At 67.1% G+C, this 26,684-nt stretch carries 22 protein-coding genes; 6 read left to right on the top strand and 16 right to left on the bottom strand.

Translation table 11 applies throughout. The features are described 5' to 3' along the window. Positions 1-51: 51 nt before the first annotated feature. The 9 genes from CHB86_RS21055 to glsA all read right to left on the bottom strand — a co-directional run bounded on the left by CHB86_RS21055 (position 52) and on the right by glsA (position 12,934). Positions 52-1,755 carry a dipeptide ABC transporter ATP-binding protein gene (locus tag CHB86_RS21055; protein WP_089235086.1) on the bottom strand — a complete coding sequence of 568 codons (1,704 nt, stop codon included), beginning with the start codon at positions 1,753-1,755 and terminating at the stop codon, positions 52-54. Continuing rightward, complete coding sequence (locus tag CHB86_RS21050) at positions 1,755-2,660, bottom strand: ABC transporter permease (RefSeq protein ID WP_089235085.1); 906 nt, start codon at positions 2,658-2,660, stop codon at positions 1,755-1,757. Before CHB86_RS21050 ends, CHB86_RS21055 begins: the two co-directional genes overlap by 1 nt. Then, on the bottom strand, positions 2,660-3,634 hold the full coding sequence (locus CHB86_RS21045; protein ID WP_089235084.1) for an ABC transporter permease: 975 nt from the start codon (positions 3,632-3,634) through the stop codon (positions 2,660-2,662). Before CHB86_RS21045 ends, CHB86_RS21050 begins: the two co-directional genes overlap by 1 nt. 19 nt (positions 3,635-3,653) lie before the next feature. Next, positions 3,654-5,228 carry an ABC transporter substrate-binding protein gene (locus CHB86_RS21040; RefSeq protein WP_089235083.1) on the bottom strand — a complete coding sequence of 525 codons (1,575 nt, stop codon included), beginning with the start codon at positions 5,226-5,228 and terminating at the stop codon, positions 3,654-3,656. A gap of 399 nt (positions 5,229-5,627) precedes the next feature. Continuing rightward, positions 5,628-7,148, bottom strand: coding sequence for an adenylate/guanylate cyclase domain-containing protein (locus CHB86_RS21035; protein ID WP_089235082.1), 1,521 nt, complete (start codon positions 7,146-7,148; stop codon positions 5,628-5,630). 4 nt (positions 7,149-7,152) lie between these two features. Continuing rightward, positions 7,153-7,518, bottom strand: coding sequence for a response regulator (locus tag CHB86_RS21030; RefSeq protein WP_089235081.1), 366 nt, complete (start codon positions 7,516-7,518; stop codon positions 7,153-7,155). Next, positions 7,515-10,193 (bottom strand): response regulator, encoded by a 2,679-nt coding sequence (locus CHB86_RS21025; RefSeq protein WP_089235080.1) that lies wholly within the window; start codon positions 10,191-10,193, stop codon positions 7,515-7,517. The genes CHB86_RS21030 and CHB86_RS21025 overlap by 4 nt, the downstream gene beginning before the upstream one ends. After that, positions 10,190-10,939: a Tll0287-like domain-containing protein gene (locus tag CHB86_RS21020; RefSeq protein WP_089235079.1), complete on the bottom strand. Its 750-nt coding sequence runs from the start codon at positions 10,937-10,939 to the stop codon at positions 10,190-10,192. Before CHB86_RS21020 ends, CHB86_RS21025 begins: the two co-directional genes overlap by 4 nt. Positions 10,940-11,080: 141 nt before the next feature. Then, on the bottom strand, positions 11,081-12,934 hold the full coding sequence (gene glsA, locus CHB86_RS21015; protein ID WP_176442964.1) for a glutaminase A: 1,854 nt from the start codon (positions 12,932-12,934) through the stop codon (positions 11,081-11,083). A gap of 351 nt (positions 12,935-13,285) precedes the next feature. Here glsA and CHB86_RS21010 point away from each other — a divergent pair, with 351 nt between their 5' ends. From CHB86_RS21010 to CHB86_RS21000, 3 genes are all read left to right on the top strand, one after another. Beyond that, positions 13,286-13,663, top strand: coding sequence for a DUF3307 domain-containing protein (locus CHB86_RS21010; RefSeq protein ID WP_089235109.1), 378 nt, complete (start codon positions 13,286-13,288; stop codon positions 13,661-13,663). 13 nt (positions 13,664-13,676) lie between these two features. Then, complete coding sequence (locus CHB86_RS21005) at positions 13,677-15,812, top strand: cyclic nucleotide-binding domain-containing protein (RefSeq protein WP_089235077.1); 2,136 nt, start codon at positions 13,677-13,679, stop codon at positions 15,810-15,812. A gap of 83 nt (positions 15,813-15,895) precedes the next feature. Continuing rightward, a complete protein-coding gene (locus CHB86_RS21000) occupies positions 15,896-16,576 on the top strand; it encodes a GntR family transcriptional regulator (protein ID WP_089235076.1) in 681 nt (226 codons plus the stop codon). A gap of 40 nt (positions 16,577-16,616) precedes the next feature. Here the strand turns inward: CHB86_RS21000 and CHB86_RS20995 are convergent, their stop codons facing one another. The 6 genes from CHB86_RS20995 to CHB86_RS20970 all read right to left on the bottom strand — a co-directional run bounded on the left by CHB86_RS20995 (position 16,617) and on the right by CHB86_RS20970 (position 22,654). Then, positions 16,617-17,444: a sulfite exporter TauE/SafE family protein gene (locus tag CHB86_RS20995; RefSeq protein WP_089235075.1), complete on the bottom strand. Its 828-nt coding sequence runs from the start codon at positions 17,442-17,444 to the stop codon at positions 16,617-16,619. 4 nt (positions 17,445-17,448) lie between these two features. After that, a complete protein-coding gene (locus CHB86_RS20990; protein WP_089235074.1) occupies positions 17,449-19,035 on the bottom strand; it encodes a gamma-glutamyltransferase family protein in 1,587 nt (528 codons plus the stop codon). Positions 19,036-19,038: 3 nt separating this feature from the next. Beyond that, entirely contained in the window at positions 19,039-20,364 is a 1,326-nt protein-coding gene (locus CHB86_RS20985; RefSeq protein ID WP_089235073.1) for a TRAP transporter large permease, read from the bottom strand. An 11-nt stretch (positions 20,365-20,375) separates the two neighbouring features. Next, on the bottom strand, positions 20,376-20,900 hold the full coding sequence (locus tag CHB86_RS20980) for a TRAP transporter small permease subunit (protein WP_089235072.1): 525 nt from the start codon (positions 20,898-20,900) through the stop codon (positions 20,376-20,378). Between the two features lie 5 nt (positions 20,901-20,905). Further along, complete coding sequence (locus CHB86_RS20975) at positions 20,906-21,985, bottom strand: TRAP transporter substrate-binding protein (RefSeq protein ID WP_089235071.1); 1,080 nt, start codon at positions 21,983-21,985, stop codon at positions 20,906-20,908. 231 nt (positions 21,986-22,216) lie between these two features. Further along, positions 22,217-22,654: a rhodanese-like domain-containing protein gene (locus CHB86_RS20970; RefSeq protein ID WP_089235070.1), complete on the bottom strand. Its 438-nt coding sequence runs from the start codon at positions 22,652-22,654 to the stop codon at positions 22,217-22,219. A 94-nt stretch (positions 22,655-22,748) separates the two neighbouring features. Between CHB86_RS20970 and ftrA the strand changes: the two genes are divergently transcribed. Then, positions 22,749-23,738 (top strand): transcriptional regulator FtrA, encoded by a 990-nt coding sequence (ftrA, locus tag CHB86_RS20965; RefSeq protein WP_089235069.1) that lies wholly within the window; start codon positions 22,749-22,751, stop codon positions 23,736-23,738. A 68-nt stretch (positions 23,739-23,806) separates the two neighbouring features. Here the strand turns inward: ftrA and CHB86_RS20960 are convergent, their stop codons facing one another. Beyond that, entirely contained in the window at positions 23,807-24,475 is a 669-nt protein-coding gene (locus CHB86_RS20960; RefSeq protein ID WP_089235068.1) for a FadR/GntR family transcriptional regulator, read from the bottom strand. Between the two features lie 235 nt (positions 24,476-24,710). Here CHB86_RS20960 and CHB86_RS20955 point away from each other — a divergent pair, with 235 nt between their 5' ends. Then, positions 24,711-25,907: a mandelate racemase/muconate lactonizing enzyme family protein gene (locus tag CHB86_RS20955; RefSeq protein WP_089235067.1), complete on the top strand. Its 1,197-nt coding sequence runs from the start codon at positions 24,711-24,713 to the stop codon at positions 25,905-25,907. A 9-nt stretch (positions 25,908-25,916) separates the two neighbouring features. Next, positions 25,917-26,684, top strand: a complete 768-nt coding sequence (locus CHB86_RS20950) for a glucose 1-dehydrogenase (RefSeq protein WP_089235066.1) — start codon at positions 25,917-25,919, stop codon at positions 26,682-26,684.

Here is a 26,684-nt window from a genome sequence, read left to right as displayed (position 1 = left end):
GAGACATATTCAGTTCGCGCAATATCTCGGGCCTGCGGTTGAGAGATGCACTCAGGCCGCCCGTGGCCCGAAGCGCACCGTCGGCGTCTGCGCCAGCAACTCCTGCGAATACGTGGCTTGCGGGCCGGCGAAAAATGGCTCGGACGGGCCAGTCTCGACGAGCGATCCGTCCTTCAGAACCGCGATATCGTCTGACATCTGGCGCACCACGGCGAGGTTGTGGCTGATGAACAGCGTGGTCAGGCCGAAGCGGGTTTGGAGATCCTTCAGGAGGTTCAAGACCTGCGCCTGGATCGAGACGTCGAGGGCGCTCGTCGGCTCGTCGCAGATCAGCAGGCCGGGGCGGGAGAGCAGCGCTCGGGCAACGGCGATGCGCTGGCGCTGTCCGCCCGAGAACTGGTGGGGGTAGCGATCGGCGGCCTCCGGCGGGAGGCCGACCAGCGCCAGCATGGCGCGCACAAGCCGTTCGCGCCGGGCCGCGTCCGTCTCCAACCCGTAGAGGCGGAGCGGTTCGGACAGGATGCCGAGCACGCGATGCCGCGCGTTCAGGCTGGAGAACGGGTCCTGGAACACCATCTGCACGAGGCGGCGGGACGGGTCGTGGCGCGAGCGGCTGCGCATCGGCGGCAGCGGCGCGCCGTCGAGCGTCATCTCGCCGGAAGCCGGCTGCACCAGCGCCGCGACGACCTTGGCCAGCGTCGACTTGCCGGAGCCGCTCTCGCCCACCAGCCCCATCACCGTGCCGGGCCGGACCGACAGCGAAACACCGTCGAGCGCGGTGAAATCCTCTCGCGCGCCGAGAAAGCCGCGCCGTTCGCCGCGAAAGCGCACGGTGATGTCCGACAGGTCCAACGCCGGACCGAGCCCGGTGCCACTGCCCGACATCAGCCAATCCTCGGCCTCCTTCGCGGCGCTGGCCGAGGCTGCCTCCTCCTCCTCGCCCGCGACACGGGGCAGGCGGAAGCGGTCGAGCTTGCGGTCGAGCGGCGGCACGGCGGCCATGAGCGCCTTGGTATAGGGCTGTTCCGGCGCGCCGAGCACCTGCGGGGTCGGGCCCTGTTCCACCACCCGCCCGCCGCGCAGCACCGTCACGCGGTCCGAGACCTGCGCGATCACACCGATGTCGTGGGTGATCAGGATGAACCCCACGCCGCGCGTGTCGGCGAGTTGCCGGATCAGGTCCAGCACCTGCGCCTGCACGGCCACGTCGAGCGCGGTGGTTGGCTCGTCGGCGATGATCAGTTCCGGGTTGGTGCAAAGCGCGAGCGCGATGACCACGCGCTGCCGCATGCCGCCGGAGAACTGGTGCGGGTAGGCGCGGATGCGCGTTTCGGCCCGGGCGATACCGATCTCCTCCAGCAATTCGATGGCCCGCCGCCGGGCGGCCTCGGTGCTGATGTCCTCGTGCGCCTGGATCGTCTCGATCAACTGGGCTTCCACCGTCATCAGCGGGTCCAGGCTGGTCTGCGGATCCTGGAAGATCATCGAGATGCGCTTGCCGCGCAGGCGGTGGGCCTCCATCGGCGTGAGGGCGCGCAGGTCGGTGTCGTCGAGGTGGAGGTTGCCGGAGGCGATCTCGCCCGCCGCGGGCAGCAGGCCCATGATCGCCGCGCCGATGGTGGACTTGCCGGCCCCGGACTCGCCGACAAGCCCGTGGATCTCGCCGCGTCCGACGTTCAGTGAGACGTCCTCGACGGCCGTCGTGGTGCCCTGCCGGTGACGGAACCGGACGGTGAGGTTCTCGACTTCCAGCATCAGCGCAAACTCGGGTTGAAGAGGTCGCGCAGGAAGTCGCCGAGCAGGTTGATGGCGACGACGAGCACGACGAGGAACAGGGTCGGGATCCAAAGGATCCACCATTCGCCGGACAGCAGGTACTGCATCCCGATCCGGATCAGCGTGCCGAGCGAGGGGGAATCCGCAGGCAACCCGACGCCGAGGAACGAAAGGGTCGCCTCCAGAAGGATCGCGGAGGCGAGGTCGACCGTGGCGATCACGAGCAGCGGGCCGAGGATGTTGGGAAGGATGTGGCGCGCCATGATCCGGAGCGGGTGCTGGCCCATCATGATCGCGGCCTGCACGTAATCCTTGTTGCGCTCGACGAAGACGGAGGCGCGCGCGGTGCGGGCGAAGTTCACCCAGAGGGACAGGGCAATCGCGACGGTGATGACACCGAGGCGGAGGTCGTCGTGCATGTCGCGCGGCAGGATCCCGCGGGAGATGCCGTCGATCAGCAGCGCGGTCAGGATCGCCGGAAGCGCCAGTTGCACGTCGGCGATGCGCATGACGACAGCGTCGAAGCGCCCGCCGTAGTAGCCGGCGGCGAGGCCGAGCCCCACCCCGAGAACCAGCGCGATGGCCATGGCCATGGCGGCGATCGCCAGCGACAGGCGCGCGCCGTAGAGGATGGAGGAGAACATGTCCCGCCCCTGGTCGTCGGTGCCGAGCAGGAAGCGCGGATCGCCGCCGTCCTCCCAGACCGGGGGAAGAAGCCCGTCGATCAGCGAGAAGGACGAGAGGTCATATGGATCGGTCGGTGCGATCCACGGCGCGAAGAGCGCGCCGAGCACGATGGTAACCGCCGCGATGGCGGCGAGGATCGCGGCGGGGCTGCGCGAGAACAGCCAGACCGCTTCGGACTGCATCAGGCGCCCCAGCATCACACGCTCTCCCGGACCCGCAGGCGCGGGTCGATGGCAAGGTAGAGCAGATCGACCAGCAGGTTGATGATCACGAAGAAGAACGCGATCACCACGAGGTAGACGCTCATTACGGGGATATCGACGAAGCGAATGGACTCCAGGAAGAGCAGGCCCATGCCCGGCCACTGGAACACGCTCTCAGTGACGATGGAAAAGGCGATCACGCCGCCGAACTGAAGCCCGATCACGGTGATCACCGGAATCATGGTGTTCGACAGCGCGTGACGGTAGCGGATGCTGCGCCACGGCACCCCGCGGGCGATGGCGAAGCGGATGTGGTCGGTGCGCATGACCTCCATCATCTGCGCGCGGACAAGGCGCATGGTGAGGGTGAGCTGGAACAGGCCGAGCGTGAGCGCCGGCAGGACGTGGGAACGCCAGCCCTCCACAGTAAACAGCGACGAGCGCCACCAGCCGATCTCGACCGTTCCGCCGCGGCCGTAGGTCGGCAGCCATCCCAGCTGCACGCCGAACAGGAAGATCAGCAGGATGCCGATCACGAAGGTCGGGATCGACACCCCGATCAGCGTGGCGATCAGGATCGATTGACTGACCAGCCCGCGCGGCCGGAGCGCCGTGTAGACGCCCGCCGGAATGCCGACGATCAGCGATATCACCAGCGCCACCGTGCCCAGCTCCAGCGTGGCAGGCAGCCGCGACAGGAGCATCTCTCCGATCGGTTCGCGGGTGCGGAAGGAATAGCCGAAATCGCCCTGTAGCATGTCGCCGGTGAAGCGGGCGAACTGCACGAAGAACGGGTCGTTCAGACCCAGCTCCTCGCGCAGGCGTTCCTGGTCCTCGATGGAGGTCTCGACCCCGGTCATCTGGCTGATCGGGTCGCCCACGAACTTGAACAGCGAAAAGGCAAGGAAAGCGACGGCCAGCATCACGAAGACGGACTGGACCAGCCTTTTCAGGATGAATGCGACCATCGCTCCTGCCTCGCCCGGATCAGTTGACCGTGACCCAACGCAGCATGAAGAAGTTGTCGGGGCGCTGAACCACCTCGACGCTCTCCTTCATCGCCCAGATCAGCGGCTCGGTGTAGAGCGGTACATAGGCGACTTCCTCCTGCAGGATGCCGGCAACCTCGTCGATCATCGCCTGGCGGGCGGCCTCGTCGATCTCCTGCTGGATCGGTTCGAGCAACTCGTCGATCCGGGCGCTGGAAAAGCCGCCGAAGTTCCAGGTGCCCAGCCGCTCGTTCGGGGTGTGCGCGAGGAAGCGGATCGGGTGCTCCGCGTCGAAGGTGCCGGGCGACCAGCCGAGCAGGTACATGTCGAAATTATCCGACCGCAGCTCGTCCCAGTAGCCACGCACCGGCATCGCGTTCACGTTGGCCTCGATCCCGACACGCGCCAGCATGGACGCGACGGCGCGGCAGACGGCCTCGTCGTTGATGTAGCGGTCGTTCGGGCACATCAGGCCAAAGGAGAAGCCGTCGGGGTAGCCGGCCTCGGCGAGCAGGGTCTTGGCGGCCTCGGCGTCGAAGGTGGGCCGCTCGGCGTGCGCGGCGGACCAGCCGGACAGGCCCTCGGGCAGAAGCTGGCTCGCCGGTTCGGCAGCATCGCGCATGATCACCCGGTCGATCGTCGCCACGTCGATCGCCTGCGCCACGGCAAGACGGACGCGCGCATCGAGGAACGGATTGGCGTCCGTGGTTTCCTCGGAATACTTCAGCGTCTCGTGGTCATGCCCGAAGCCGAGCATGATCACCCGCGTCTCCAGCCCCGAGAGAACCTTGAAGCCGTCGCGGGATTCCACCTGCTCGACGTCCTGCAGCGGGATCGGGGAGATGAAATCGATCTCGCCGGACAGCAGCGCGGCAAGGCCGGTGGCCGGGTTGCCGATGGGGGTGAAGACCGCCTCGGTCAGGTTGTGCTCGGCCATGTCCCACCAGCCTTCGTTCGGCACGAGGCGCGTCTCGATGCCCGGATCGCGGCCGGCGAGCGAGAAGGGGCCGGTGCCGTTGGCGTTACGGGTGGCGAAGTTCTCGGCGTCGCGCGCGGGAAGCTCGGCGCCGTTGCCCGCCGCCCAGTCGGAGTCGAGGATCATGAAGTTGGCGATCGAGCCGGGGAACAGCGGGTTCGGCGCGGCCGTCAGGAAGTCGACGGTGAAATCGTCGACCCGCACCACCTCGGTCACCGGCGCGAACCAGGAGCGGACGTCGGAGGCTTCCGATGCGGCGCGCTCGTAGGAGAAGATCACGTCATCGGCGTTGAAGGCCGCGCCGTCGTGGAACGTGACGCCTTCGCGCAGGGTGAACCGCCAGCCGGCGCCGTCGGGAAGCGCTTCCCACGAGGTGGCGAGCGACGGCTCAACGCCCATGTCGGGTCCGCGGCGGACAAGGCCCTCGTAGATGTTGTTGAGGAAGGACAGGACCGGCGCCGCGTTGACGGCATGCGGGTCCATCGTCTGCGGGTCCGTGGTGCCGGCCCAGCTGAAACTCTCCGCGGCGGCCGGAAATGCGGACAACGCCGTGGTGCTCACAGCGATTGCCGCTGCCGAAAAGGTTGTTCTGAACATGACGCCCTCTCTGTGGTTCGCCGCGGCCTGCGGCAACGTGTCCGGGCACTTATCCATATTCAGAACCATCATTCCAGATCTAGTGTTGCTGCTCTTCGGGCTGTGAAGAGATCGGCTGTAGCTGCCCCGTGCCTTTTGCCAGGAGCCGCAAGGCTTCCTCGCCGCATCACCCCTTGCAAAGAGTTTCCGGGCGCAACTCGATCCGGTTGCCGCACCCCGTGCAGATTCTCTGAGGAGCGACCGAGCGACTCGGGATTGGCGGGAGGATCTTTGCCAAGCGCCCGACCTTGCCGACTTCGCCGCGACCCGCAGGAAGATCCGGAACGGCCTTCGAAGACGTTTTGCACTGCCGTCGGGATGGGCGGTGCATTGCGTGATGCGGTTTGCGACGAGGCGCGCTCAATCGACCACGAAGGTCTGGATCTCTCCGATGCCCTTCAGGGTCTGCACCCGGGCGTCGGGGGCGCTTTCGAACGCGTCCTCCAGAAGGCGGAATGCCGGGGCCGACAGGTGAATGCGCCCGGGCTCGCCGGTGGCTTCCAGCCGGCTCGCGAGGTTCACCGTCTCGCCCCAGATGTCGTAGACGAACCGGACGCGCCCCACGAGGCCCGCGATCACCGGACCGCAATGCATGCCGACGCGGATCGAAAGCGCCTCGGTCTGATCCGATGTCGCGCGGATGAGATCGCGGGCGAAATCGAGTGAGCGGTGCGCGTGGTCCTCGCGCGGTTCCGGGATGCCGCAGGCCGCCATGTAGGCATCCCCGATGGTCTTGATCTTCTCGATGCCGTGCTCGTGCGCGATGTCGTCGAAGGCGAGGAAGACGCTGGTCAGGCGCTTCACCAGGTCGGCCGGCGGCATGCTGGCGGCCATCGGGGTGAAGTCGACAATATCGGCAAAGACGACGGTCGCGGTTTCGAACCTGTCGGCGATCACGTCCTCGCCGTCTCGCAGCCGCTGGATGACCGGTGCCGGCAGCATGGTGTGCAGCAGGGCGTCTGCGCGGTCGCGCTCGTACTCGATCTGCGCGATGTATTCCCGCTCCCGCAATTGCCAGCGACGCTTTTCGAGGCAGGCCCGCACGCGGCTCTCGAGAAGCACCTGGTCGACGGGTTTCTCAAGGTAGTCTTCGGCGCCGGCCTCGATGCAGCGTGTCACCGCGTGGATCTCGTTGAGGCCCGACACCATGATCACCGGGATCTGGCGCCAGTCCTCGTTTGCCTTCAGGCGGGCCAGCAGCTCGATCCCGTTCAGGTCCGGCATCAGGATGTCGACCAGCGCGAGATCGAAGTCCTCGCGCGCGATCATGGCAAGCGCTTCGGTTCCCGACGCGGCGGCGACCACCTCGTGGCCCTGCCGGACCAGCTGACGCTTCAGGAGGTCGCGGTTCTGGGCGGTGTCGTCCACCACGAGGATGCGGCCCTTCATCTCCTCGCGGTTGCGATGGGCGATCGACAGGGTCTGTTCGAGCGAATGCGCGGTCAGGGAGTCGATCCCGGTCATCGAGCTGTCGGGGTTCACGTCCAGCACCCGGTCGATCTGGCTCACCAGGATGGCGCATTCGCCGATGACGGTGCGGATGTCCGCGAGGACAGAGGGCGCGATCTCGTCGCCGAAATCCTCCACGATCAGCTCCGAATAGCCGAGGATCGCATTGACCGGCGTGCGCAGGTCATGGCGCAGGCGGTTCTTGTCGGTGGGCTGCTCGTCGCCGTTCTTGATGGCCTCCACCCGGGCGAGAAGGTCATGGGCGGCGACCTGCACCTTGAGCGCGTCGGCCAGCGCATCGTTGGGGCCGGACTTGCGCAACTCCTCCAGCACGATGTCCTGGAACCCGGCGATCGCCTCGGCCGGGCCGGACAGCCGCTGGGCGATGCGGATCAACAGGGCCTTGCGGCGGATTTCGTTGCCGAAGGTCATGGGATCAGCCGGACGCGAGGCGTTCGATGGTCGACAGCAGGTCCGGCAGGTCGATGGGCTTGGTGGCGAAGGCGTCACAGCCGGCTTCCATCGCCTTGTCGCGGTCGGCCTGCATCGCGTGGGCGGTCAGCGCGACGACCGGGATTGCGGCGGTCGCAGCGTCGGCCTTGAGCGTTCGGGTCGCCGTCCAGCCGTCCATCACTGGCAGGCTCATGTCCATCAGCACCACATCGGGCGCTTCCTGCTGGCACATGGCGACACCGGCGGCGCCGTCGCCGGCGGAGACGACGACGAAGCCCTTGCGGGTCAGCCGGCGTGTCAGCATGTCGAGATTCATCTCGTTGTCCTCGACAATCAGGATCTTGGTCATGGGTGGGTGTCTCCTGCAGTATCGGGGGCGTGGCCGACATGGCGCTGGATCGCAGCGAGCAGGTCAGACCGGCCGTCCGCGCCCTTCTGGACGACCTCCCTCGCGTGATCGCCAAGCCATTCGATCTCGCGGCGGGTCAGGTCCTTCGAGGTTGCGACGATCACGGGAATGTCCGCCGACCCGCTGGCGGCGCGCAGCCTCCGCAGCACCTCGAAGCCGTCGATGTTGGGCATCATGAGATCGAGCACCACCAGTCCGGGCGCCTCCTCGCCGATTAGCGCCAGCGCGCGAGCGCCGTCGGCGGCCTCCCGCACCGACCAGCCCTCGCGCACCAGCAGACGGCGGAACAGGGCGCGGGTCGCGGGGTCGTCGTCGACGATGAGCACCTCGCGGGAGCGCTCTCCGACCAGCCTGTTGATACGTTCGATCAATCTGGCCGGGTCGACGGGCTTGACCATGTGGTCGACCGCACCGAACGCGAGGCCCATGTCCCTGTCGGTGACGACCGAGACGAGGATCACCGGCGTCTCGCACAGGGCCGGATCCTTTTTCAGCTCGCGCAGCACCGACCAGCCGTCGCGCTCGGGCATGATGACGTCGAGCAGGATCACGTCCGGCCGCCGGGTCCGGGCGAGGTCGAGCCCGGTCTGGGCATCGCAGGCGGCATAGACCTTGTAGCCCTGCGCGCGCACGTATTCGGCCATGGAGGACAGGGCCGCGGTGTCGTCGTCGATGATCAGCACGGCAAAGGCGGCGTCCTCCGCGTCCCGACCGCTGACGGCCGCGGCGCTTTCGGGCAGGCGCAGGGTGAAGCACGATCCCTTGCCCGGCTCCGACGTGACCGAGACATCGCCTCCCATCATCTCTGTGAAGCTGCGCACGATCGAAAGGCCGAGCCCGGTGCCGCCGTAGACGCTGGAAGTGGAGCTTTCGGCCTGGGAGAACGGCTTGAACAGGCGGCCGAGCTGCTCCTCCGTCATGCCGATCCCCTCGTCGCGGACGTCGAAGCGGATGAAGCCGCCTTCGGAGCGGACGCCGAGCGCGATCCGCCCGTTCTCGGTGAACTTTGCGGCGTTCGACAGAAGGTTGAACAGGTTCTGCCGCAGCTTGGTGTGGTCGGTGTCGATCTCGCCGACGTCGGGCGCGATCGCAACCTCGAGGGTGTTGCCATTTCGGGCGATCAGCGGGGCGACGGTGGCCTCCACATCGCGGACGAGTTGGGGCACGTCGACCCGCTCGACATGCAGCTCCATCTTCCCGGCCTCGATCTTGGAGAGGTCGAGAATGTCGTTGATCAGGGAGAGCAGGTGCCTGCCGGAGGCCATGATCCGTTCGAGGTCGGGCACCGTCGAGGTGTCGCCGCCGTCCTCGGCATCCTCGATCAGCATCTCGGAATAGCCGATGATCGCGTTGAGTGGCGTGCGCAGCTCGTGGCTCATCGAGGCAAGGAACCGGCTCTTGGACTCGTTGGCCGTCTCGGCCTCCTGCCGCGCGGTTTCCAGATCGCTCTGGCGCCGGCGCAACTCGGTGATGTCGGAATAGACACAGACCGTCCCGCCGTCCGGGGTCTTGCGCCGGGTGACCATCATCCAGCCACCGGTGTAGGGAACTTCCTCCCGCGAGCCCGTCGGGTCGGCGTGGCGGGCGAGACGGCCGGCTTTCCACTCCGCGGCAGCGGCGCCACCGAGATCGACCTCGCCCGCGGCCATTGCGGCATCGAGGAAGTCGCCGTATCGCGCGTCGTCTGCAAGACCCGCCGCGCTCGGGAACATCTCGACGAACCTCTGGTTTCGCAGCACCAGCCGGTCGTCCTCGTCATAGAGCGCAAAGCCGTCCGGAATTGTCTCGATGGCCGTGAGCACAGTCCGCCACTGCTCGGCCGCGGCAGCCTCCAGCTCGCGCCGCGCCTGCTGGGTCTCGTGCAGGTCGCGCAGGGTGCGGGAGAGCCGCCCGAACTCGTCGGGGCCCTCGGGCGGGAGGTCTTGCGGCGGCTGCCCGGCCCGGATGTCGGCCATCGCGGCATCGATCCGGCCGAGCGGTCCCAGGATCCGGCGCAACACCCAGACAGTTGCCAGCGCTCCGGTCGCCACGATGGCGAGACAGGCCATGAGCGCGCGCCGCTTGGCGGCAACGGAGGCGTTGGCCGCCGTGGCGTTCGCAGCGTCGGCCTCTTCCGCCAGTGCGCTGACCAGCGCCGCGAACTCCTCGGTCACCGCAGCACTCTGCTGGCGGGTCTGCGCCATCAGGGTGTTGCCGATGATCCGGTTGCCGTCGGTATAGGCGTCCACGGCGGCGATCGAGCTGTCCCAGTAGCCGTCGACCGCCTCGGCGATCCTCTCTGCCGGGGCCGGGGCGAAGCTGCCGAGCCCCTCGAGACTGTCGCTCAGCTGGGCGCGGGCCTCCTCGGCGCGCTGCTCGGACAGGGTCAGCAGGCTGACGGCCAGTTCGGTGAGCCAATAGCGCATGGTGCCGAAATGGCGCTCGGCCTCCGCCGCGACCTGAAGCCGGTGAAACCGTGCCGTCGCTTCGGAGATACGCTTCTGGTTGGCAGTGAACTCGTAGGCGACAATGACCGTGGAGATCACGAGCGCGCCCAGCAGGACGGCGGTGAGCGAGCCGATGTGGAGCGGGATGCGGTTGGAGGCGATCCGCCGGATGTCGAGGCCGATGCTCACGGCTTCAGCGTGATCGAGATCGCGCCGCCCAGGTCGCCCTCGGCGCCGCCTTCCTTCGGAAAGCCCGTCACGTCGACTTCGCCGGCCGGCTGTCCGTGGCAACTCAGGCAGGAGGCGCTGTAATACTCCGGCAGCAGCATCCGGAAGACCTCGCCGTCGCCGCCATCGGTCCTCTCCTCGAAACTCGCGCCCGTCTGCCAGTCCGACGACAGGAAGCGCTGCTCGATCACCGCCGCCTCCCATGCATCCGGGCGGGCCTTGCGGTTGCGCACGAGGTGGGGCGGGGCCGTCACCTTGATGCTGGCCAGGTCGCCCACCTTCTCGCCAAAACGCTCATTGGTCAGCCGGGCGAAGATCGCGGGAATGAAACCCTTGAAGCCGATGTCCGGGTCGTTGAGCTGATCCTGCGCCTCGGCGATCACTTCCCCCATCGCCGCGAGCTGCGCCTCTGTCAGCCGGGTCTGAAGCTCCGTCAGTCCGTCGGTCACCGGCGGCTCGCCATGGGTCGCGGCATAGGTCGCAACCACCTGCTCCAGAAATGCCTCGGGCGTCAGCCCCTTGTCGCCGATGGCCGGGTCATTGATGAGCGCCTGGTTCTCGGACACCACGCTGCGCCCGGCCCGGAGGACTGCCGCCAGACGGTTGCCGCTGTCGATCAGGTGCTGGTCGCCGGTGTCCGTGCGCGCGGCTTGCGGCGCGGTGGACAGGAGGAGGGACGTAAGCGAAATCAGAAAGATACGGGGCATGACGGCTCCGGAATTGTATCGAATGGCACCATGTATTTCGGTGGGCGAAGCAGGAAAATGCGCTTCGATCGCCTGAACGGGAAAGAAAATTAGCTTCCGCGAGTATCTTTGGCAGCGGAATGTTTGCCAAGTCCTGATTTGCTATTGCAGGGCGCGGAGGTGGTCGTTGGCGTTCCTGAGCCGGCTGGAGATCGAGCGGATGATGTTGGCGTAGATCGTGGTGAGGATCTGCGGGCGGGCATCGAAGAGGCGGCGCAGTTCCTCGACCGCGATTCCGTAGGCCAGAACCGGCGTATCGGCCCGGACATCGGCGGAGCGTTTGCCGCCATCGAGCAGGGCCATCTCGCCGAAGCTCTGTCCCGGCCCGACGGAGGCGACCCTGCGCCCCGTCGCAGTGTCGGAGCCGACGAGGATGCTGACCGATCCCCGCGCGACGATGAAGATGAGCTGGGCGTCATCCCCCGCCCGCAGGATCGTTTCGCCGCTGTCGAACTGGTAGCTGCTGATGGAGCCTTCCAGCGCGGCCAGATCCTCCTTGCCCAGCCCCTGGAACAGCTCCAGCTCCGCCAGTGCGAGCCGTTCGCGCGGGCCTGCCTGCCCGGCCTCGGCGAGGATGGCATCCTCGGCGGCCTCGAGGGCGCGGTCGATGTCGCTTTCCAGTTCGCACTGGTCGGTCTCCAGCTTGTCGGCAAGCGCCGTCTCGAACCCGGCGAGGTTGGCGTTGCCCTTCACGTCGGTAAAGACGACCCGGCAGCCGCGGCGCGCGAGGTCCAGCACCAGCTCGCCCAGTAGTGTCGTTGCGGCCCCGTCGACATATGCGACCCGCCGGAAGTCGACGATCGCGACGCGGGCGTCCTGCGCGAAGGCGGCGGTCTTGCGGATGAGCCGTTCGGCGGAGCCGAAGAACAACGGCCCCTGCGCCTCGATCACGACGATCTCCCGGCCCCGCTCGGAGAGCGCGTCGAGCTCCCGCCGGGAGCGCACGCGATTGGAGCGGACCTCGTCGCCCCGATAGCGGCGACGGACAACGCCGCGCGTGTCTGACCGGTCGATATAGGCGTGCAGGCTGAAATCCCGGGCGAGGCGCTTGCAGACCTCGACACCGCGGATCGAGTTGCCCACGCTGTCGAGCCGCGGCGAATAGACCGCGATGCCGAGCTGGCCTGGGAGGACGGCGATGATTGCGCCGGACACGCCGCTCTTGGCCGGCAGGCCTACGTCGAACATCCACTGACCCGCGTAATCGTACATGCCGCAGGTCGCCATGACAGACAGGACGTCCCGCACGGTGTCCGGGGCAAGCACACGCGCGCCGGTCACCGGGTTGCGGCCATGCGCGGCGAGGGTCGAGGCCATCACCGCGAGGTCGCGGGTGGTGACCCCGACGGAGCATTGCCGGAAGTAGATGTCGAGGACTTCTTCGGGCGGTCCGTCGATCATGCCCGAGTTCAGCATCATGTAGGCGATCGCGCGGTTGCGGTGCCCGGTCTCGCTCTCGGAGCGATAGACGGCCTCGTCGATCCCGAGGCCGCGGCCGGCGAATTTGCCGAACATCTCCAGCAGTTCCGCCTGCCGCGCGTCCGGCGTCCTTGCCGCGAGCATCTCCGCCATCGCGATGGCGCCCGCGTTGACCATCGGGTTGAAGGGACGATTGTTCAGGTCGTCCAGAACGATCGAGTTGAACGGATCGCCGGTCGGCTCGACGCCGACCTTCCGCAACACGGCCCCGATGCCGTGGGTCTCGATTGCGTGGGCAAAGAGGAACGGCTTCGACACCGACTGGATGGTGAATTCGCGCTCGTCGCAGCCGGCGGAATAGACCGTGCCATCCACCGTGGCGATGGCAATGGCGAAATCCTCGGGGTCCGCCTTCGCGAGTTCCGGGATGTAGTCGGCGACCTTGCCATCCGAGATGCCGGAGGTCTCCTCGAGCAGCCGTCTGAGGTACTCCCAGACGGGTCCCGAGGACATGGCGGGAGAGGGGGGCATATCCATTTTGCAATCGCTTCTGAAAATATCCTTCCGAATGTGCAGCGGAAGCGCCCGTGCATACAAGATGGCCGTGCGCGCGGCTGAGAAAGTGCGGGCATTGGCGCCAATGCGACGGGCTGGGCGCTCGCAATTTTTGCGAATGCTCATGATTTCGGCTCTGCGGATGCGCCTCGATGCTCGGGGTTGACATGCCGGGGCTGCGCAAATCTCCTGAGACACAGGCGCACCCACGTGTGGGTGCGGCGGCTGGAAGGGGCGAAACTTGGCAAGGCAGGCGACAGTCACCCGGTGCGCAAGCCGCGACGTTGGCCATTGGCCCGCCGTTCCACGACCCCTCCTTGCAGGCTGTACCGTATGAGCGTCGCCGAGGCTCTCTGGCTTCTCGCGGCGCTGCAGGCCAAGCACCTGATCGCGGATTTCTTTCTCCAGACGGGCTACATGCACGCCAACAAGGGGCGTTATGGCCATCCGGGCGGCCTGATGCATGCCGGGCTCCACGGTCTGGGGAGTTTGTGCGTGCTTCTCGCTTTTGGTGTCACGCCGCTTGCGGCGGCTGCGCTGACCACTGCCGAGTTCCTTGTCCACTACCACCTGGATTGGGCGAAGGCGCGGCTGACGGCCAATTGGCGGCTGACGCCCGACAGGCCGTCGTTCTGGGCGCTGATCGGTGTCGATCAGGCGCTGCATCAATGGACCTATCTCGTCCTCGTCATCTTGGTGAAGGTTGTGTGAGAGCGCGTATCCAGTGAGCAAGCCGAAGGTTCCCGGAGCGCCGCTCGTCCTGTCGGCCGCGCGCGGCCTGCTCGCCGGCGGGCTCGCCGCCCTGGTGGCGGCATTCTACCTCGTGTCCTTTGTCCAGTTGATGGTCCTGCCGGTGGCACCCGAGTTCCTGAACACGGCGCTGACCTTCGCCTTCGCGGCCTCCGCCGTGACGGCTGTTCTGGTTGTGTTTCAGACGGGCAGCGGCGGGGTTGTCTGGCAGGCGCAATCGATCGCGGTGGTCGCGCTGCAGGCCCCGGTGGCCGAGATCGCCGCCGCGATGTCCGGAGCACCGCCCGAAGCCGCCTTTGCCACGCTCGCGGCATTGCTGTCGGCCACGGCGGTTCTTGCCGGTCTTGGCATGGCCGCCATCGGCTTCCTGCGTGGCGGGGCGCTCGGCAAGGCCGTGCCGCACCCGGTGCTGGGGGCATTCCTGGCCTCTGCCGGGGCGATGCTCGTCTACCACGCGTTGCATGGCCTCTCCGGACCCGCGTCTGGATGGCTGACGGCGGAGGCCGCGGCAGCCTGGGGGCCGCCTTTCGCGATTGCGCTGCTGTGCCTCGCAGTCTCTCGTCTGCCCTGGGGGCGGCGGCTGGAGCCGGTCCTGCTGATCGCGGGCGCGGCCGCGACGGCGGCGCTGATGCGGGGCGAACAGGGCGCGGAGCCGATGTCGGGCCTGTCGGCGGAACTGCCACTGCTGACCGGGCCCGTGGCCTGGAATGTCGTGCTGGGGCAGATGCCCGCGGCGGCGGCCGCCGCCGGGCTGGCCGTCCTCAGCGTCCTGATGAACCTCACATCGCTCGACAGGATGCCTCGCGAACCGATCGACATCGACCGGACCCTGCGCCGGTGCCTGCCGGTCAACATGATCGCGGCGCTGGTGTCGGGGATCGTGACCTTTCCCTCCTACACCCTGACCCGTCTGGCGTGGAGCGTCGCGCCCCGTTCCGGACGGTTCGGCGAGGTCGCGATGGCCTGTGTGGCGGTCCTGATCCTCGTCGTCGGGGTCGATGCGCTGGCGCGGTTGCCCCAGGCGTTTTTTGCCTTTCTGCTGATCTACCTCGGAGTTGGCATCCTGCATCGCTGGCTCTGGGTCGAGGCCCGGCGAATGCCGCCTCCCGACACCCTCCTGATGATTGCCATCCTTGGCGTGACACTCGCCTATGGCTTCGGTCCCGGGATCGCGGCCGGTCTGCTCGCCGGTTCGATCCGCTTCACGTTGGCCTATGCCCGGCTGCCCGTGCTGCGGGCCGCCTACGACGCGCGGCTGCGCCTGTCCTCAACCGAGCGCGGTCCGACGGAAACCCGGCGCCTGATCGACGCGGGGCGCGAGACATCGATCGTCCACCTCGCGGGGTTCATGTTCTTCGGGTCCGTGCGCCGGATCGAGACCGATCTCGCCCGGGCGCTCCGGCCCGAGGGGCGGCGGCGCGTCCTGCTCGATCTTTCAGCGGTGCGCGGGGTCGACATTTCTGCGGCGGAGGCGATCCACCAGTCGATGCGGCGTGCCAAGGCGGTCGGTGCGGAGATCGTGCTCTGCGGCATGTCCCCCGCGGTCGCGCGGGACCTTGCGCGCGCCGGCGATGGCCCGCTGCCGAGCGCGCCCGATCTGGATACGGCTCTCCGGCAGGTCGAGGAGGAGATCCTGTGTGGCGCGCTGTCGGGGAGCGCCACGGACAGCGCGCTGACCCAGATCCTGAGGCGCATCGAAGCGCTCGGCCCGGAGGGGCCGCCGATGCGGCGGGAGCTTCGGCCGGGTGACGCGCTGTTTCTCCGGGGCGAAGCGGCGGAGTCCTTCGCGATGCTGGAGCAGGGGCGTCTCGTTGCCACGCTCGGAGCGGCGACCATCGAAGGAGAGCGCGTCGCGCACTTCCTTCCCGGCGCTGTCGTTGGCGAAATCGGCTTCCTGACGGGCGGCACGCGAACCGCGAATGTCATCGCCGAAACGCCCTGCGTGGTCTTTCTCGTGAGCCGGGATGCGATCGAACGCCTCAAGCGCGCGGATCCGGCGGCGGCGCTGGAACTTCTGGAACTCATCGGATCGGCCGTGGCCCAGCGGTTGGCACGGACGACGGCGCTGCTTCATATCCATCAGCGCCCGCCGGGGGCGAAACGGCGTTAGTGGCTTCGTCGACGCACTCGCAGCGATTGATTGTTTGCGCCGGATTGTATACCAATTAAGTGAATTTCTTTCGGATTGAATACATGTCTGACAAGGTGATGAAGGCCCCGGGGGCAGGCGATTGCCCGCCGCGCGAGCTGCACAGTACCGTGATAGCCGCGAAACTCGAAGCCGAGATCGTATCCGGGGCGCTCAAGGCGGGCGAAAAGCTCGATGAGCAGGGCCTGACCAAGCGGTTCGGCGTGTCCCGCACCCCGATCCGGGAGGCCCTGCACATGCTCGTGGCGCGGTCGCTGGCGGTTCGGGTGCCCTATCGGGGCGTCATCGTGGCCGAAATCACGCGCGAGCGGGTGGAGCAGATGTTCGAGGCCATGGGAGAGATCGAAGCGCTCTGTGGCCGGATTGCCGCCGAACGCATGCAGACCAGCGAACGCGTCGACCTCGAGCGGCTGCACCGCCGGATGTCCGCCATGGCGGAGGCGGGCGAGGCGCAGGATTACGAGGCGGCGAACATCGAGTTCCACGAGCGGATCTTTCGGGCGACCCGCAACGACGACCTGCTCGAACTCGCCAATACACTGCGGCTGAAGCTGGCGCCGTTCCGCAAGTCCCAGTTGCAGAGCGAAAGGCGGATGGCGCGCTCCAACGAGGAGCACACCGAGATCGTCAACGCCATTCTCGACCGTGACGCCAAGCGCACGGAGCAGGCGCTGCGCCGGCATCTGGTCAGTGCGGCGCGCGAGGTGCTGTCGCGGCTGGACTGAGATGATGGGGTGCGCCGCCGCAACGGCACACCCCGATGCGTCAGCCCAGGGCCGCCGACAGCATCCGCAGGGCAGTGATGCCGAGGAACAGCGCGAAGGCGCGCTTGATCCACTTGCCGTCCAGCCGATGCGCGAGGGCGGCGCCGACGGGAGCGAAGCTCACGGTGAAGGGCAGGATGAGCAGGGCGGCCGGTACGCTGATGTAGCCCAGCGAGAGCGGCGGACGGTCGGGCACCCCGAGCCCCGAGATCACGAAACCGATCGCTGCCGGCACCGCGATCAGGAAGCCGAAGGCCGCCGCGGTGCCCACGGCCCGCCGGATCTCGACGGAAAAGGCGCTGAGGATGGGGACGGAGAGCGTGCCGCCGCCGATCCCCATAAGCGAGCTGAACCCGCCGATCACGTAGGAGATCGCGGCGTTGACCCAGCCCCTTTTGGGAAGGTCGTCGCTCAGCACGAGTGTCTTCGGACTTGCCATGTTGAGCGCGACCAGCAGCGCGATGCAGCCGAAGATCAGCTTCAGCCCGTCGGCGTCGATGAACCTGGCCGCGAGCCCGCCTGTCAGCGCGCCCGCCACGATGCCCGGCCCCCAGATTCGCAGGAGCCGCGTGTCCACCGACCCGCGCTTGAAGTGGGATCGCGCCGAGGAGACGGAGGTGAAGACGATCGTCGCCAGCGACGTGGCGACCGACATGTGCATGGCGAGTTCCGGGGGGAAGTCGGTGAGCGAGAGGATCCAGAAGAGCACCGGGACGATCACGATCCCGCCTCCGACGCCGAGCAGCCCGGCCATCAGCCCGGCCACGATGGCGGTCGCCGCGACACCCACAACGAGCGGCAGGATCTGTAGCAATGTCAGGTCGGTCATGGGGTCAGTAGCTCACTGCCGCGCCGTCGGAGCGCGGGTCCGTTGCCGCCTCGAGCAACCCGTCGGGGTGCCGCACGATGGCGCCCGCATGGCCGGCCATGTCGGAGAAGGGCGGAATGATCTCCACGTCGTGGCCCGCGTTGCGCAGGGCCTCCACGACCCCGGGGTCGAAGCGGCCTTCGAGCTTGAGCGAGGTGGTTGCCTCGCCCCAGGTCTTGCCGAGCAGCCAGCGCGGCGCGGTCACGGCCTGCTGGAGGTCCATCCCGAATTGCACGTGCCGGCTGAAGACGGCCGATTGCGTCTGTGGCTGACCTTCGCCGCCCATCGTGCCATAAGCCATCACCCGCCCGTCGCCGAGCTGGGCGAGTGCCGGGTTCAGGGTATGGAACGGCCGCTTGCCGGGGGCGAGCTGGTTCGGGCCGGGAGCGAGGGAGAAGCCCGCGCCGCGGTTCTGGAAGAACACACCGGTCTCGGGGCAGACCAGGCCGGAGCCGAACTCCCAGAACACGCTCTGGATGAAGCTGACCACGGTGCCGTCCGCATCCGCGGCGCCCATCCAGATGGTGTCGCCGTCCTTGGGTTCATGCGGCCAGGGCAGGGCGGTCTCGCGGTCGATGCGGGCCGCGAGCGCGTCGAGCCGCGCATCGTCGAGCCAGGCCTGTGCCGGCTCTTCCATGCTGTCCGGATCGCCGAGCCCGGCGTTGCGCAGCAGGAAGGCCTGCTTGGTAGCCTCGATCAGCCCGTGCAGGTGATCGAAGCCCTCGCCCTCGGTGACCCCGAGCCGGTCGAACAGGGCGAGGATCATCAGCGAGGTCACGCCCTGGGTGGGCGCGGTCATGTTGTAGAGCGTGCCATGCGAGGTCCGGACGGTGAGCGGGGTCACCTCACGAGCCCGGCAGGCGGCGAAATCCTCCCGCCGCAGCGGGCTTCCGTTGGCCTCGAGCCACGCCGCATGCGCCTCGGCGATCGGGCCTTCGTAGAAGCTGCGCAGCCCGTCGCGGGCGAGGGTGGAGATGGTCTTGGCCAGCGCCGCCTGCCGCAGCCGGTGCCCCGGTGCGGGCACCTCGCCATCGAAGAGGAAGGTCTCTGCGAAGCCCGGCACATCGCGGAGGCCCTCCAGCTTCTCGGCCGTCGTGACCGACTGGTTGCCGGTGACGGCGATGCCGTCCTCCGCATAGGCGATGGCCTGGCCGAGCAGGCGCTCCAGCGGCAGGCGGCGCGCCTCGGGCACGAGGGCGAGCGCCATCTCCCAGCCGGAGATGGTGCCGGGGGCGGTCAGGGCGGCCATTCCGCCGCGCGCCGGGATGGCGGCGGTATGCCCGCGCTCGGCATACCATTCCGGCGTGGCCAGCGCCGCGGCCTGCCCGCAGGCGGAGATGCCGACCGGCGCCTGACCGGGGCGGTGGATGATCCAGAACCCGTCACCGCCGATCCCGTTCATGTGCGGGTAGGTGACGGCAATCGTCGCCGCGGCGGCGACCATCGCCTCGATGGCGGTGCCGCCTGCCTCCAGGATGTCGCGTCCGGCCAGCGCCGCGGCGCGGTGGGGGGCGGTTATGGCTCCGTTAAAGCCGAGAGCAGAGTGCAGCATGACTTACCATCCGATTGCATTGGGCAGCCAGACGGCCAGGCCCGGGAAGAAGAACACCATCAGAAGCCCGATCAGTTGCAACCCGATAAAGGGGATCACCCCCTTGTAGATTGCGGCGGTCGAGACCGACGGCGGGGCGACGCCCTTGAGAAAGAACAGTGCCCAGCCGAAGGGGGGCGTGAGGAACGAGGTCTGCAGGTTCACCGCGACGAGAATGGCGATCCAGGCCATGTCCACGCCGGCATTGTGAAAGATCGGCAGGAACAGCGGCAGCGCGATGTAGGAGATCTCGATCCATTCGAGGAAGAAGCCGAGAACGAAGAGCAGCAGCATGAGAAAGAAGATCTGTCCGTTCAGCCCGCCCGGAACGATCGAGAAGGCATCCTGCACCAGTTTCTCGCCGCCGAGGCCGCGGAAGGCCAGCCCGAAAGGCTGGGCGAAGATCAGGATCAGGAACACCATGGCGCTGGTCACGAAGGCGGCGCGCACCGTGTCGCGCAGGATGGCGTAGTTCAGGCGGCCCGACAGGGCGGCGAGAAGGATACTGCCGAAGGCGCCCATCGAGGCGGCTTCCGTGGGCGCGGCCACGCCGCCGATGATGGACCCGAGGACCAGCACGATCAGCGCGATGGGCGGGAACACCACCTTGAGCAGTTTGCCCGCCAGCTGGCGGCCAGTGTACTGCGCCCGCTCCTCGCGGGGGATCGCCGGGACGGCTTCGGGGCGCAGGACGCCGAGGATCAGCACATAGGCCACGAAGAGGCCCGCCAGCAGCAGGCCGGGGAACAGCGCGGCGGCGAACAGGGTGCCGACGGATTCGCCGAGGATGTCGGCGAGCAGGATCAGCACGAGGCTGGGCGGGATGATCTGGCCCAGCGTGCCGGAGGCGCAGATCACCCCGCAGGCCACGCCGGTGTCGTAGCCGCGGCGGATGATCGGCCCGAGGGCGATCAGGCCGACGGTCACGACCGTCGCGCCGACAACGCCGGAGGCCGCGCCCATCAGCACACCGACCAGGATGATCGCGAGCGCCATGCCGCCACGCAGCCCGCCCATGGCGAGCCCTATGACATCCAGCAATTCCTCGGCGATCCGTGACTTCTCCAGCATGATACCCATGAAGATGAACAGGGGCAGCGCAAGGAGTGTGTAATTGGTGATCACGCCGAAGACGCGGGCCGGCAGCAGCGAGAACAGGAATGGCCCGAACCCGGCATAACCGAACACGAGGCCGGTAATCCCGAGGCAGGCGGCCACGGGAACACCGCCCAGCAGCAGGATGAAGAACGCCCCGATCATGCAGAGGGCGAGAATTTCGGTGAATGGCATCTTGGCAGGTCTCAGTCTTCGGCGAGCGGTCGGGGACGGATCAGGTCCCGCAGGTGCTCAGCCGTCATGGCGATGTTCTGCAGCGCGAGGAGCGCGAAGGCGACCGGCATGCAGGCTTTCAGGATGTAGCGGTAGCCCAGTCCGCCGGGATCGGGGGAGCCTTCGTTGATGGCGAAGCTGCTCTGGACATAGGCGATGCTGAGCCAGGCGATGATGAGCGCGGTCGCTCCCATGCAGAGGCTGGCGAAAAGGTCGACGGCGGCGCGGGCGCGGGGACGCATCCGGGAGTGGAAGATATCCACCCGCACCTCGCCGCCCTGGTTGAGCCCATAGGCCATTCCGAATAGAGCGCCCACGGCCATCAGGTGCCATTCGGCCTCCTGCAGCGCCACCGTGCCGAAGGAGAAAAGGTAGCGGGCGAGCACGTTGAAGGCGACCAGCAGAACCAGTGCCAGGCCGCTCCATGCGGCGACCTGGCCGGTGATGCGAACGATGCCGGAGGCACCGTTCGCGATCTTGTCGAGCAAGGCGATCATCGCACTCACGTCGGCAGGTTGTGGTAGGGCTGCTCGGAAAGCGCAGCCCATTCGGCGTGCTCGGCCTTGAACGCCATGAAGGCCTCGTGGACCTTGGCTGCCTGGGCGTCCTGCGCGGCGAATTCGGCCAGAACGGTGTCGGTCACGGATTTCAGCTCCATCACCACGTCCTCGGGCAGGACACTCGCGATCACGCCGTCGTTCGCCACCATGTCCTTCAGCGCGGCGGCGTTGTTGGCCTCGCACCAGGTGTGGCTCTCGAGGTTGCAGGCCATCGCGGCCGTCTGGACGATCGCCTGCAGGTCGGCGGGCAGGCTGGACCAGGCGTTGGCGTTGATCAGCAGTTCCGTCACGTTGGACGGCTCATGCCAGCCGGTGGTGTAGTAATACTTGGCCGCGTTCTGCAGTCCGAGGCGGCGGTCCTGGTAGGGGCCGACGAACTCCGCCGCGTCGATCACGCCGCGCTCCAGCGCCGGGAAGATCTCGCCGCCGGGCAGCAGCTTCACGTCGACGCCGAGTGCCGCGTAGACCTTGCCGGCGAGGCCGGGGATCCGCATCTTCAGGTCCTGGAAATCCGCCACGCTCTCGATCGGCTTGCGGAACCAGCCGGTCATCTGGACGCCGGTATTGCCCATCGGGAAGGCCTTGAGGCCAAGCGGCTCGTAGAGCTCGTCCCAGAGTTCCATGCCGCCGGCGTGGTAGAGCCAGGCGTTCATTCCCTGAAAGTTCAGCCCGAAGGGCACGGTGGTGAAGTATTGCGCCGCGGGGATCTTGCCGGCCCAGAAATAGGCGTTGGCAGCGTTCATCTCGACCGCGCCGGAGCGTACGGCGTCGAAGCCTTCGAGCGCGGGGATCAGCTCGCCGGCGGCGAAGTGCTGGATCTTGAGCCGGCCGTCGGACATCGCCTCGACCTTCTTGCAGAAATCGGTCGGGCTGCCGGGGCCTTCGACGTAGAACGGCGAGCCGGGCCCGTAGGCGTTCGTCATCTTCCAGCTGAAGGTGGTCTGGGCCCGCGCGATCGTCGGGGCGGCGAGGGGCGCCGCAGCGAGGGTGGCGCCGGCTGCGATGAATTTGCGTCTGTCCATGGGAGATCCTTTCCTGGTCGCAAGAGCATGGGTTCAGGAACCCGACAGACATGAGGGTTTGAAGCCGTTCGGGGCTTCGAGCGCAGCGGCGCGCATCACTTTGTATACAATTTTATTAATGATGGCCAGAAAAGAATACAAAATAGGCAGTATGATAAGCGCCGGTGTGCAGAGGTCCCGCGAAACACGCATGGATGCGGCTGAATCGGGTGATGCAACGTTCCCTCGGGATCAGCCGGCTTCGGCCTCCGGCACCGAGGACGGCGCGTCGCCGCTCGCCAGCGCGAAACCCTCGTCGGTCCAGCCGGTGATCCCGCCGATCATCAGCTTCACCGGCCGCCCCAGTCGCGCGAGGCGCACCGCCGCCTTGTCCGCGCCGTTACAGTGCGGTCCCGCGCAGTAGACGACGAACAGGGCGTCACCGGGCCAGTCCGACATGCGGTGCGAGGTGATCTTGCCATGCGGTAGGTTCAGCGCGCCCGGCACGTGACCGTCCCGATAGAGCGCCGGACCCCGCACATCGAGCAGGACGAAGTCGCCGGCCTGTTTCGACAGGCTGTCGTGGACGTCCCAGCAATCGGTCTCGAAGGCGAGCTTGGCCTCGAAATGGCGCCGGGCGTCCGGGCTTGCGGCGGCGGGCACTTCGGCAACGGCGGAGGGGAGGGGCATGGTGGATCCTTTCACTCTATCGCCGGGGATCTTGCGCGGTGGCGCGGCGGCCGGGTAGTGTCCGAATGGACAACTGTCGGTCAGATACGGTCAAATGCCTTCCGCCGCCCCTCCCAGCCCGCACCTTTCCCGCACGGAGGACGTCGGACCGCTGGTCTGCCTTCTGGCCTATGACGGCCTGTGCACTTTCGAATTCGGGATCGGCGTCGAGGTTTTCGGCCTGCCGCGGCCGGAATTCGACCCGTGGTACAGGTTCCGGACGGTCGCGGTCGACGAGGGGCCGCTGCGGGCGACCGGAGGTGTCACTGTCGAGGCGACCCATGACCTGAGTGCGCTGGCTGAGGCGGACCTGATCCTCGTGCCCGGTTGGCGCGGCGTGGATGCGCCGGTGCCGGAGGCACTCTTGACCGCGTTGCGGGCGGCGCACGATCGCGGCGCACGGGTGGCGTCCATCTGCTCGGGCGTGTTCGTTCTGGCTGCCGCAGGCCTGCTCGATCACCGACGGGCCACGACCCACTGGCGGTATGTCGAGACGCTGTCCGAACGCCATCCCGAGATCGAGGTGGATGCCGATGTGCTGTATATCGACGACGGGTCGGTCCTGACTTCCGCGGGATCGGCCGCAGGGCTCGACCTCTGCCTGCATATCGTCCGGAGCGATTGGGGTACGCACCATGCAAATGCCGTGGCGCGCCGGCTGGTCCTACCCGCCCATCGTGACGGAGGGCAGCGCCAGTTCGTGCAGGCTCCGGTGCCGAACGGGCGGGGCGGACGCATTGCGCCGCTGCTCGACAGGATCGTGAGCGGCATCGCGGAGGATTGGCCAGTTGCCCGAATGGCCGACCTCGCGGGCCTGTCGCCGCGCACGCTGACCCGCAGATTCCATGCGACGGTCGGCGACACGCCCTTGGGCTGGCTGACCTCCATGCGCGTGGCGCATGCGGCGATGCTGCTCGAGACCACCGATGCGTCGCTTGCCGACATCGCGCTGGCCTCCGGGTTCGGCAGCCCCGAGAGCTTTCGCCGCGAGTTCTCGCGTCTCAAGGGGCTTCCCCCGTCGCGTTACCGGGCCGCCTTCGGGTAAGTCGACCAGTGCCGGCGGTCTGACCCGGACGGGTCGCTTTCTGCGTGGGGTCGTCGACGGCGATTGCGTCAGCTCACGCCTGCCCGCAAAAGAACCATGAAGGAGCTGTCGAAATGCTCCGACATGGCCGCCTCGGCCCGCGCCGCGTCCTGTGCCATGACGGCCGTCGCGATGCGCTCATGGCATTTTATGTTCTCGACCCGGCTTTCATAGGTCGCCCGGGCACGCCAGCCGATATCCCAGGTCTGCCGCGTGATGACGCGAAAGCCGTCGAGGAGCACGGAGTAGAGCGGGTTGCCCGAGGCGCGGGCGATGATCTCGTGAAACAGGATGTCCAACTCCATGACGGTGTGCGGGTCGTCCCTCTTGACCGCCTCCATCATGCCGTCGATCGTTTCGAGGAGTTGGCGTGCCTCCTCCCCGCTGCGATGCAATGCCGCAAGGCTGACCGTGCGCATTTCGAGCGTCCGGCGCACATCCTGGATCTGAACCACCGAAACCTGCTTCGTATAGGTCGTGTGATCGAGAATCGCGCTGACGGTTTCGGCCGTCGCATTGGCGACTCGGGCCCGCCGGCCGTTGCCGACATCGAGAATCCGGAGCGCAGCGAGTCCGCGCAGCGCCTCCCGTGCGACAGTACGCGACACCCCAAGCTGGTTGGCCATGGCGGTCTCGGAGGGCAAGGTATCCCCCACGCGCAACTCATTGTCGCGAATGAATTTTCTGATGTCCGACATCGTCCGTTCGACAAGGCTTGACGATCTGCTCGAGTCAGTTTTGCCAGATTGTATGATAGGTTTGCCCATATCGTCGTATCGCTTGGCTAATTCTGTCTTTCAAATGATATCGTGCCGTCGTATCAAATGGCAACAAAATGATCGAATCGGGCCAGAGGAGGCGACCGTTCGAATCAGGGCTCGCAAGGTCGAGCCGATCGAAAGGCTCGCAGGATCTCTGGAGGAGGACAGCGACATGAAGATCACAGCCATCCGGACCTTCAGGGTCGAGGCGCACCAGAACGTCCTTTGGGTGCATGTCGAGACGGACGAAGGCGTGACCGGACTTGGCGAGACCTTCTATGGCGCCGCCGCCGTCGAGGCGCATATCCACGACACGCTCGCCAGCCGCCTGCTCGGGCAGAACCCGCTGCATATCGAGGCGCTGCACAAGGAGATGCTGAACCTGCCGAACGCACAGAGCTCCACCGGCGTCGAATACCGGGCCTGTTCGGCCATCGACATCGCGCTCTGGGACCTCTTCGGCAAGGTCGCGGGGCTGCCGGTGCACCAGATGCTCGGCGGCCTCTGCTTCGACAGGATGCGGGTCTACAACACCTGCGCCGGCACCCGCTATGTCTCCACCACCAAGATCAAGCCGGTGGACACCTGGAACTTCGGCGAGGGCGGGCAGTACGAGGACCTGCAGGCCTTCATGACCGATGCGGGCGCGCTGGCCGAGGACCTGCTCGACAACGGCATCACCGCGATGAAGATCTGGCCCTTCGATCCGCCGGCGATGGAGAACAAGGGACTCTACATCAGCGCCGAGCAGATGAAGACGGCGATCCGGCCCTTCGAGCAGATCCGCAACGCGGTGGGGGACCGGATGGAGATCATGGTCGAGTTCCACTCGCTGTGGAACCTGCCGACCGCCAAGAAGATCGCCCGCGCGCTCGAGCCGTTCGCGCCCACCTGGTACGAAGATGCGATCCGGATGAACTCGCCGCAGGCGCTGGCCGAGTTTGCCCGCTCCACGGATGTCTGGACCTGTGCCTCCGAGACGCTGGGCTCCCGCTATGCCTACAAGGAATTCCTCGACCGCGACGCCTGCCACGTCGTGATGGCCGATCTCTGCTGGACCGGCGGGCTGACCGAGGGCCGCAAGATCGCCGCCATGGCCGAGACCTATCATCGCCCCTTCGCCCCGCATGATTGCATCGGCCCCGTGGGCTTCGCGGCGGCGATTCACATGAGCTTCAGTCAGCCCAACACCCTGATCCAGGAATCCGTGCGCGCCTTCTACAAGGGCTGGTACCGCGACCTGGTCACGGAAGTGCCGCGGATCGAGGGCGGTTACGTCTACCCGATGGAGGGCCCGGGCCTCGGCACCGAGCTGCAGCCCGGCTTCTTCGACCGCACGGACCTGAACACGCGCCTATCTGAACTCTGAGGAAAGAACATGAGCACGAAACTCTTCGATCTCAGCGGCAAGACCGCCCTGATCACCGGATCGTCCCGCGGCCTCGGCCGGGCCATGGCCGAGGGAATGGCGGCCGCCGGTGCGCGGGTCATTCTCAACGGTGTGAACGCGGCGCGGCTCGACGCGGCCGTCGAGGAGATGAAGGCGCAAGGCTACGACGTGCTCGGCGCCGCCTTCGACGTGGCCAGCGAGGCCGAGATCGTCGCCGCCTTCGAGAAGCTCGACGCGGAGGGTGTGGCGGTCGACATTCTGGTCAACAACGCCGGCATCCAGTTCCGCAAGCCGATCGTCGAGCTCGACACCGCCGACTGGCAGCGGGTGATCGATGTGAACCTCACCGCCGTCTTCATCTGCGCCCGCGAAGCGGCGAAGCGCATGCTGCCTCGCGGCCACGGCAAGATCATCAACATCGGCTCCCTGCTGTCCGATCTGGGGCGCGCCACAGTGACGCCCTACGCCGCAGCCAAGGGCGGTGTTAAGATGCTCACCAAGAACATGGCCGCCGAATGGGGCGACAAGGGCATCCAGACCAACGCCATCGGTCCGGGCTACATGGCGACCGAGATGAACACGGCGCTGATCGAGAACCCGGATTTCGATGCCTGGGTCAAGGGACGGACGCCTGCCCGCCGCTGGGGTCAGCCGGAGGAGATGGCCGGAACCGCGATCTACCTCGCCTCCGACGCGTCCAACTACGTCAATGGCCAGCTCATCTATGTGGATGGTGGCATGATCTCGGTGCTCTGA

The organism is Tropicimonas sediminicola, assembly GCF_900188335.1.
GTDB lineage: Bacteria > Pseudomonadota > Alphaproteobacteria > Rhodobacterales > Rhodobacteraceae > Tropicimonas > Tropicimonas sediminicola.
Note: the sequence above shows the minus strand (reverse complement) of the source record. Positions and strands in the feature narration are given on the sequence as shown.

Excerpts from the sequence above, each read along its gene's own strand:
- CHB86_RS21055 (WP_089235086.1), bottom strand. The coding sequence starts at position 1,755 with ATGCTGGAAGTCGAGAACCTCACCGTCCGGTTCCGTCACCGGCAGGGC.
- CHB86_RS21030 (WP_089235081.1), bottom strand. The coding sequence starts at position 7,518 with ATGACCAAGATCCTGATTGTCGAGGACAACGAGATGAATCTCGACATG.
- CHB86_RS21035 (WP_089235082.1), bottom strand. The coding sequence starts at position 7,148 with ATGACCTTCGGCAACGAAATCCGCCGCAAGGCCCTGTTGATCCGCATC.
- CHB86_RS21050 (WP_089235085.1), bottom strand. The coding sequence starts at position 2,660 with ATGCTGGGGCGCCTGATGCAGTCCGAAGCGGTCTGGCTGTTCTCGCGC.
- CHB86_RS20975 (WP_089235071.1), bottom strand. The coding sequence starts at position 21,985 with ATGGACAGACGCAAATTCATCGCAGCCGGCGCCACCCTCGCTGCGGCG.
- glsA (WP_176442964.1), bottom strand. The coding sequence starts at position 12,934 with ATGGATATGCCCCCCTCTCCCGCCATGTCCTCGGGACCCGTCTGGGAG.
- CHB86_RS20995 (WP_089235075.1), bottom strand. The coding sequence starts at position 17,444 with ATGACCGACCTGACATTGCTACAGATCCTGCCGCTCGTTGTGGGTGTC.
- CHB86_RS21020 (WP_089235079.1), bottom strand. The coding sequence starts at position 10,939 with ATGCCCCGTATCTTTCTGATTTCGCTTACGTCCCTCCTCCTGTCCACC.
- CHB86_RS20960 (WP_089235068.1), bottom strand. The coding sequence starts at position 24,475 with ATGTCGGACATCAGAAAATTCATTCGCGACAATGAGTTGCGCGTGGGG.
- CHB86_RS21040 (WP_089235083.1), bottom strand. The coding sequence starts at position 5,228 with ATGTTCAGAACAACCTTTTCGGCAGCGGCAATCGCTGTGAGCACCACG.
- CHB86_RS20985 (WP_089235073.1), bottom strand. The coding sequence starts at position 20,364 with ATGCCATTCACCGAAATTCTCGCCCTCTGCATGATCGGGGCGTTCTTC.
- CHB86_RS20990 (WP_089235074.1), bottom strand. The coding sequence starts at position 19,035 with ATGCTGCACTCTGCTCTCGGCTTTAACGGAGCCATAACCGCCCCCCAC.
- CHB86_RS20950 (WP_089235066.1), top strand. The coding sequence starts at position 25,917 with ATGAGCACGAAACTCTTCGATCTCAGCGGCAAGACCGCCCTGATCACC.
- CHB86_RS20980 (WP_089235072.1), bottom strand. The coding sequence starts at position 20,900 with ATGATCGCCTTGCTCGACAAGATCGCGAACGGTGCCTCCGGCATCGTT.
- ftrA (WP_089235069.1), top strand. The coding sequence starts at position 22,749 with ATGCCTTCCGCCGCCCCTCCCAGCCCGCACCTTTCCCGCACGGAGGAC.
- CHB86_RS21045 (WP_089235084.1), bottom strand. The coding sequence starts at position 3,634 with ATGGTCGCATTCATCCTGAAAAGGCTGGTCCAGTCCGTCTTCGTGATG.
- CHB86_RS20955 (WP_089235067.1), top strand. The coding sequence starts at position 24,711 with ATGAAGATCACAGCCATCCGGACCTTCAGGGTCGAGGCGCACCAGAAC.
- CHB86_RS21000 (WP_089235076.1), top strand. The coding sequence starts at position 15,896 with ATGTCTGACAAGGTGATGAAGGCCCCGGGGGCAGGCGATTGCCCGCCG.
- CHB86_RS21010 (WP_089235109.1), top strand. The coding sequence starts at position 13,286 with ATGAGCGTCGCCGAGGCTCTCTGGCTTCTCGCGGCGCTGCAGGCCAAG.
- CHB86_RS20970 (WP_089235070.1), bottom strand. The coding sequence starts at position 22,654 with ATGCCCCTCCCCTCCGCCGTTGCCGAAGTGCCCGCCGCCGCAAGCCCG.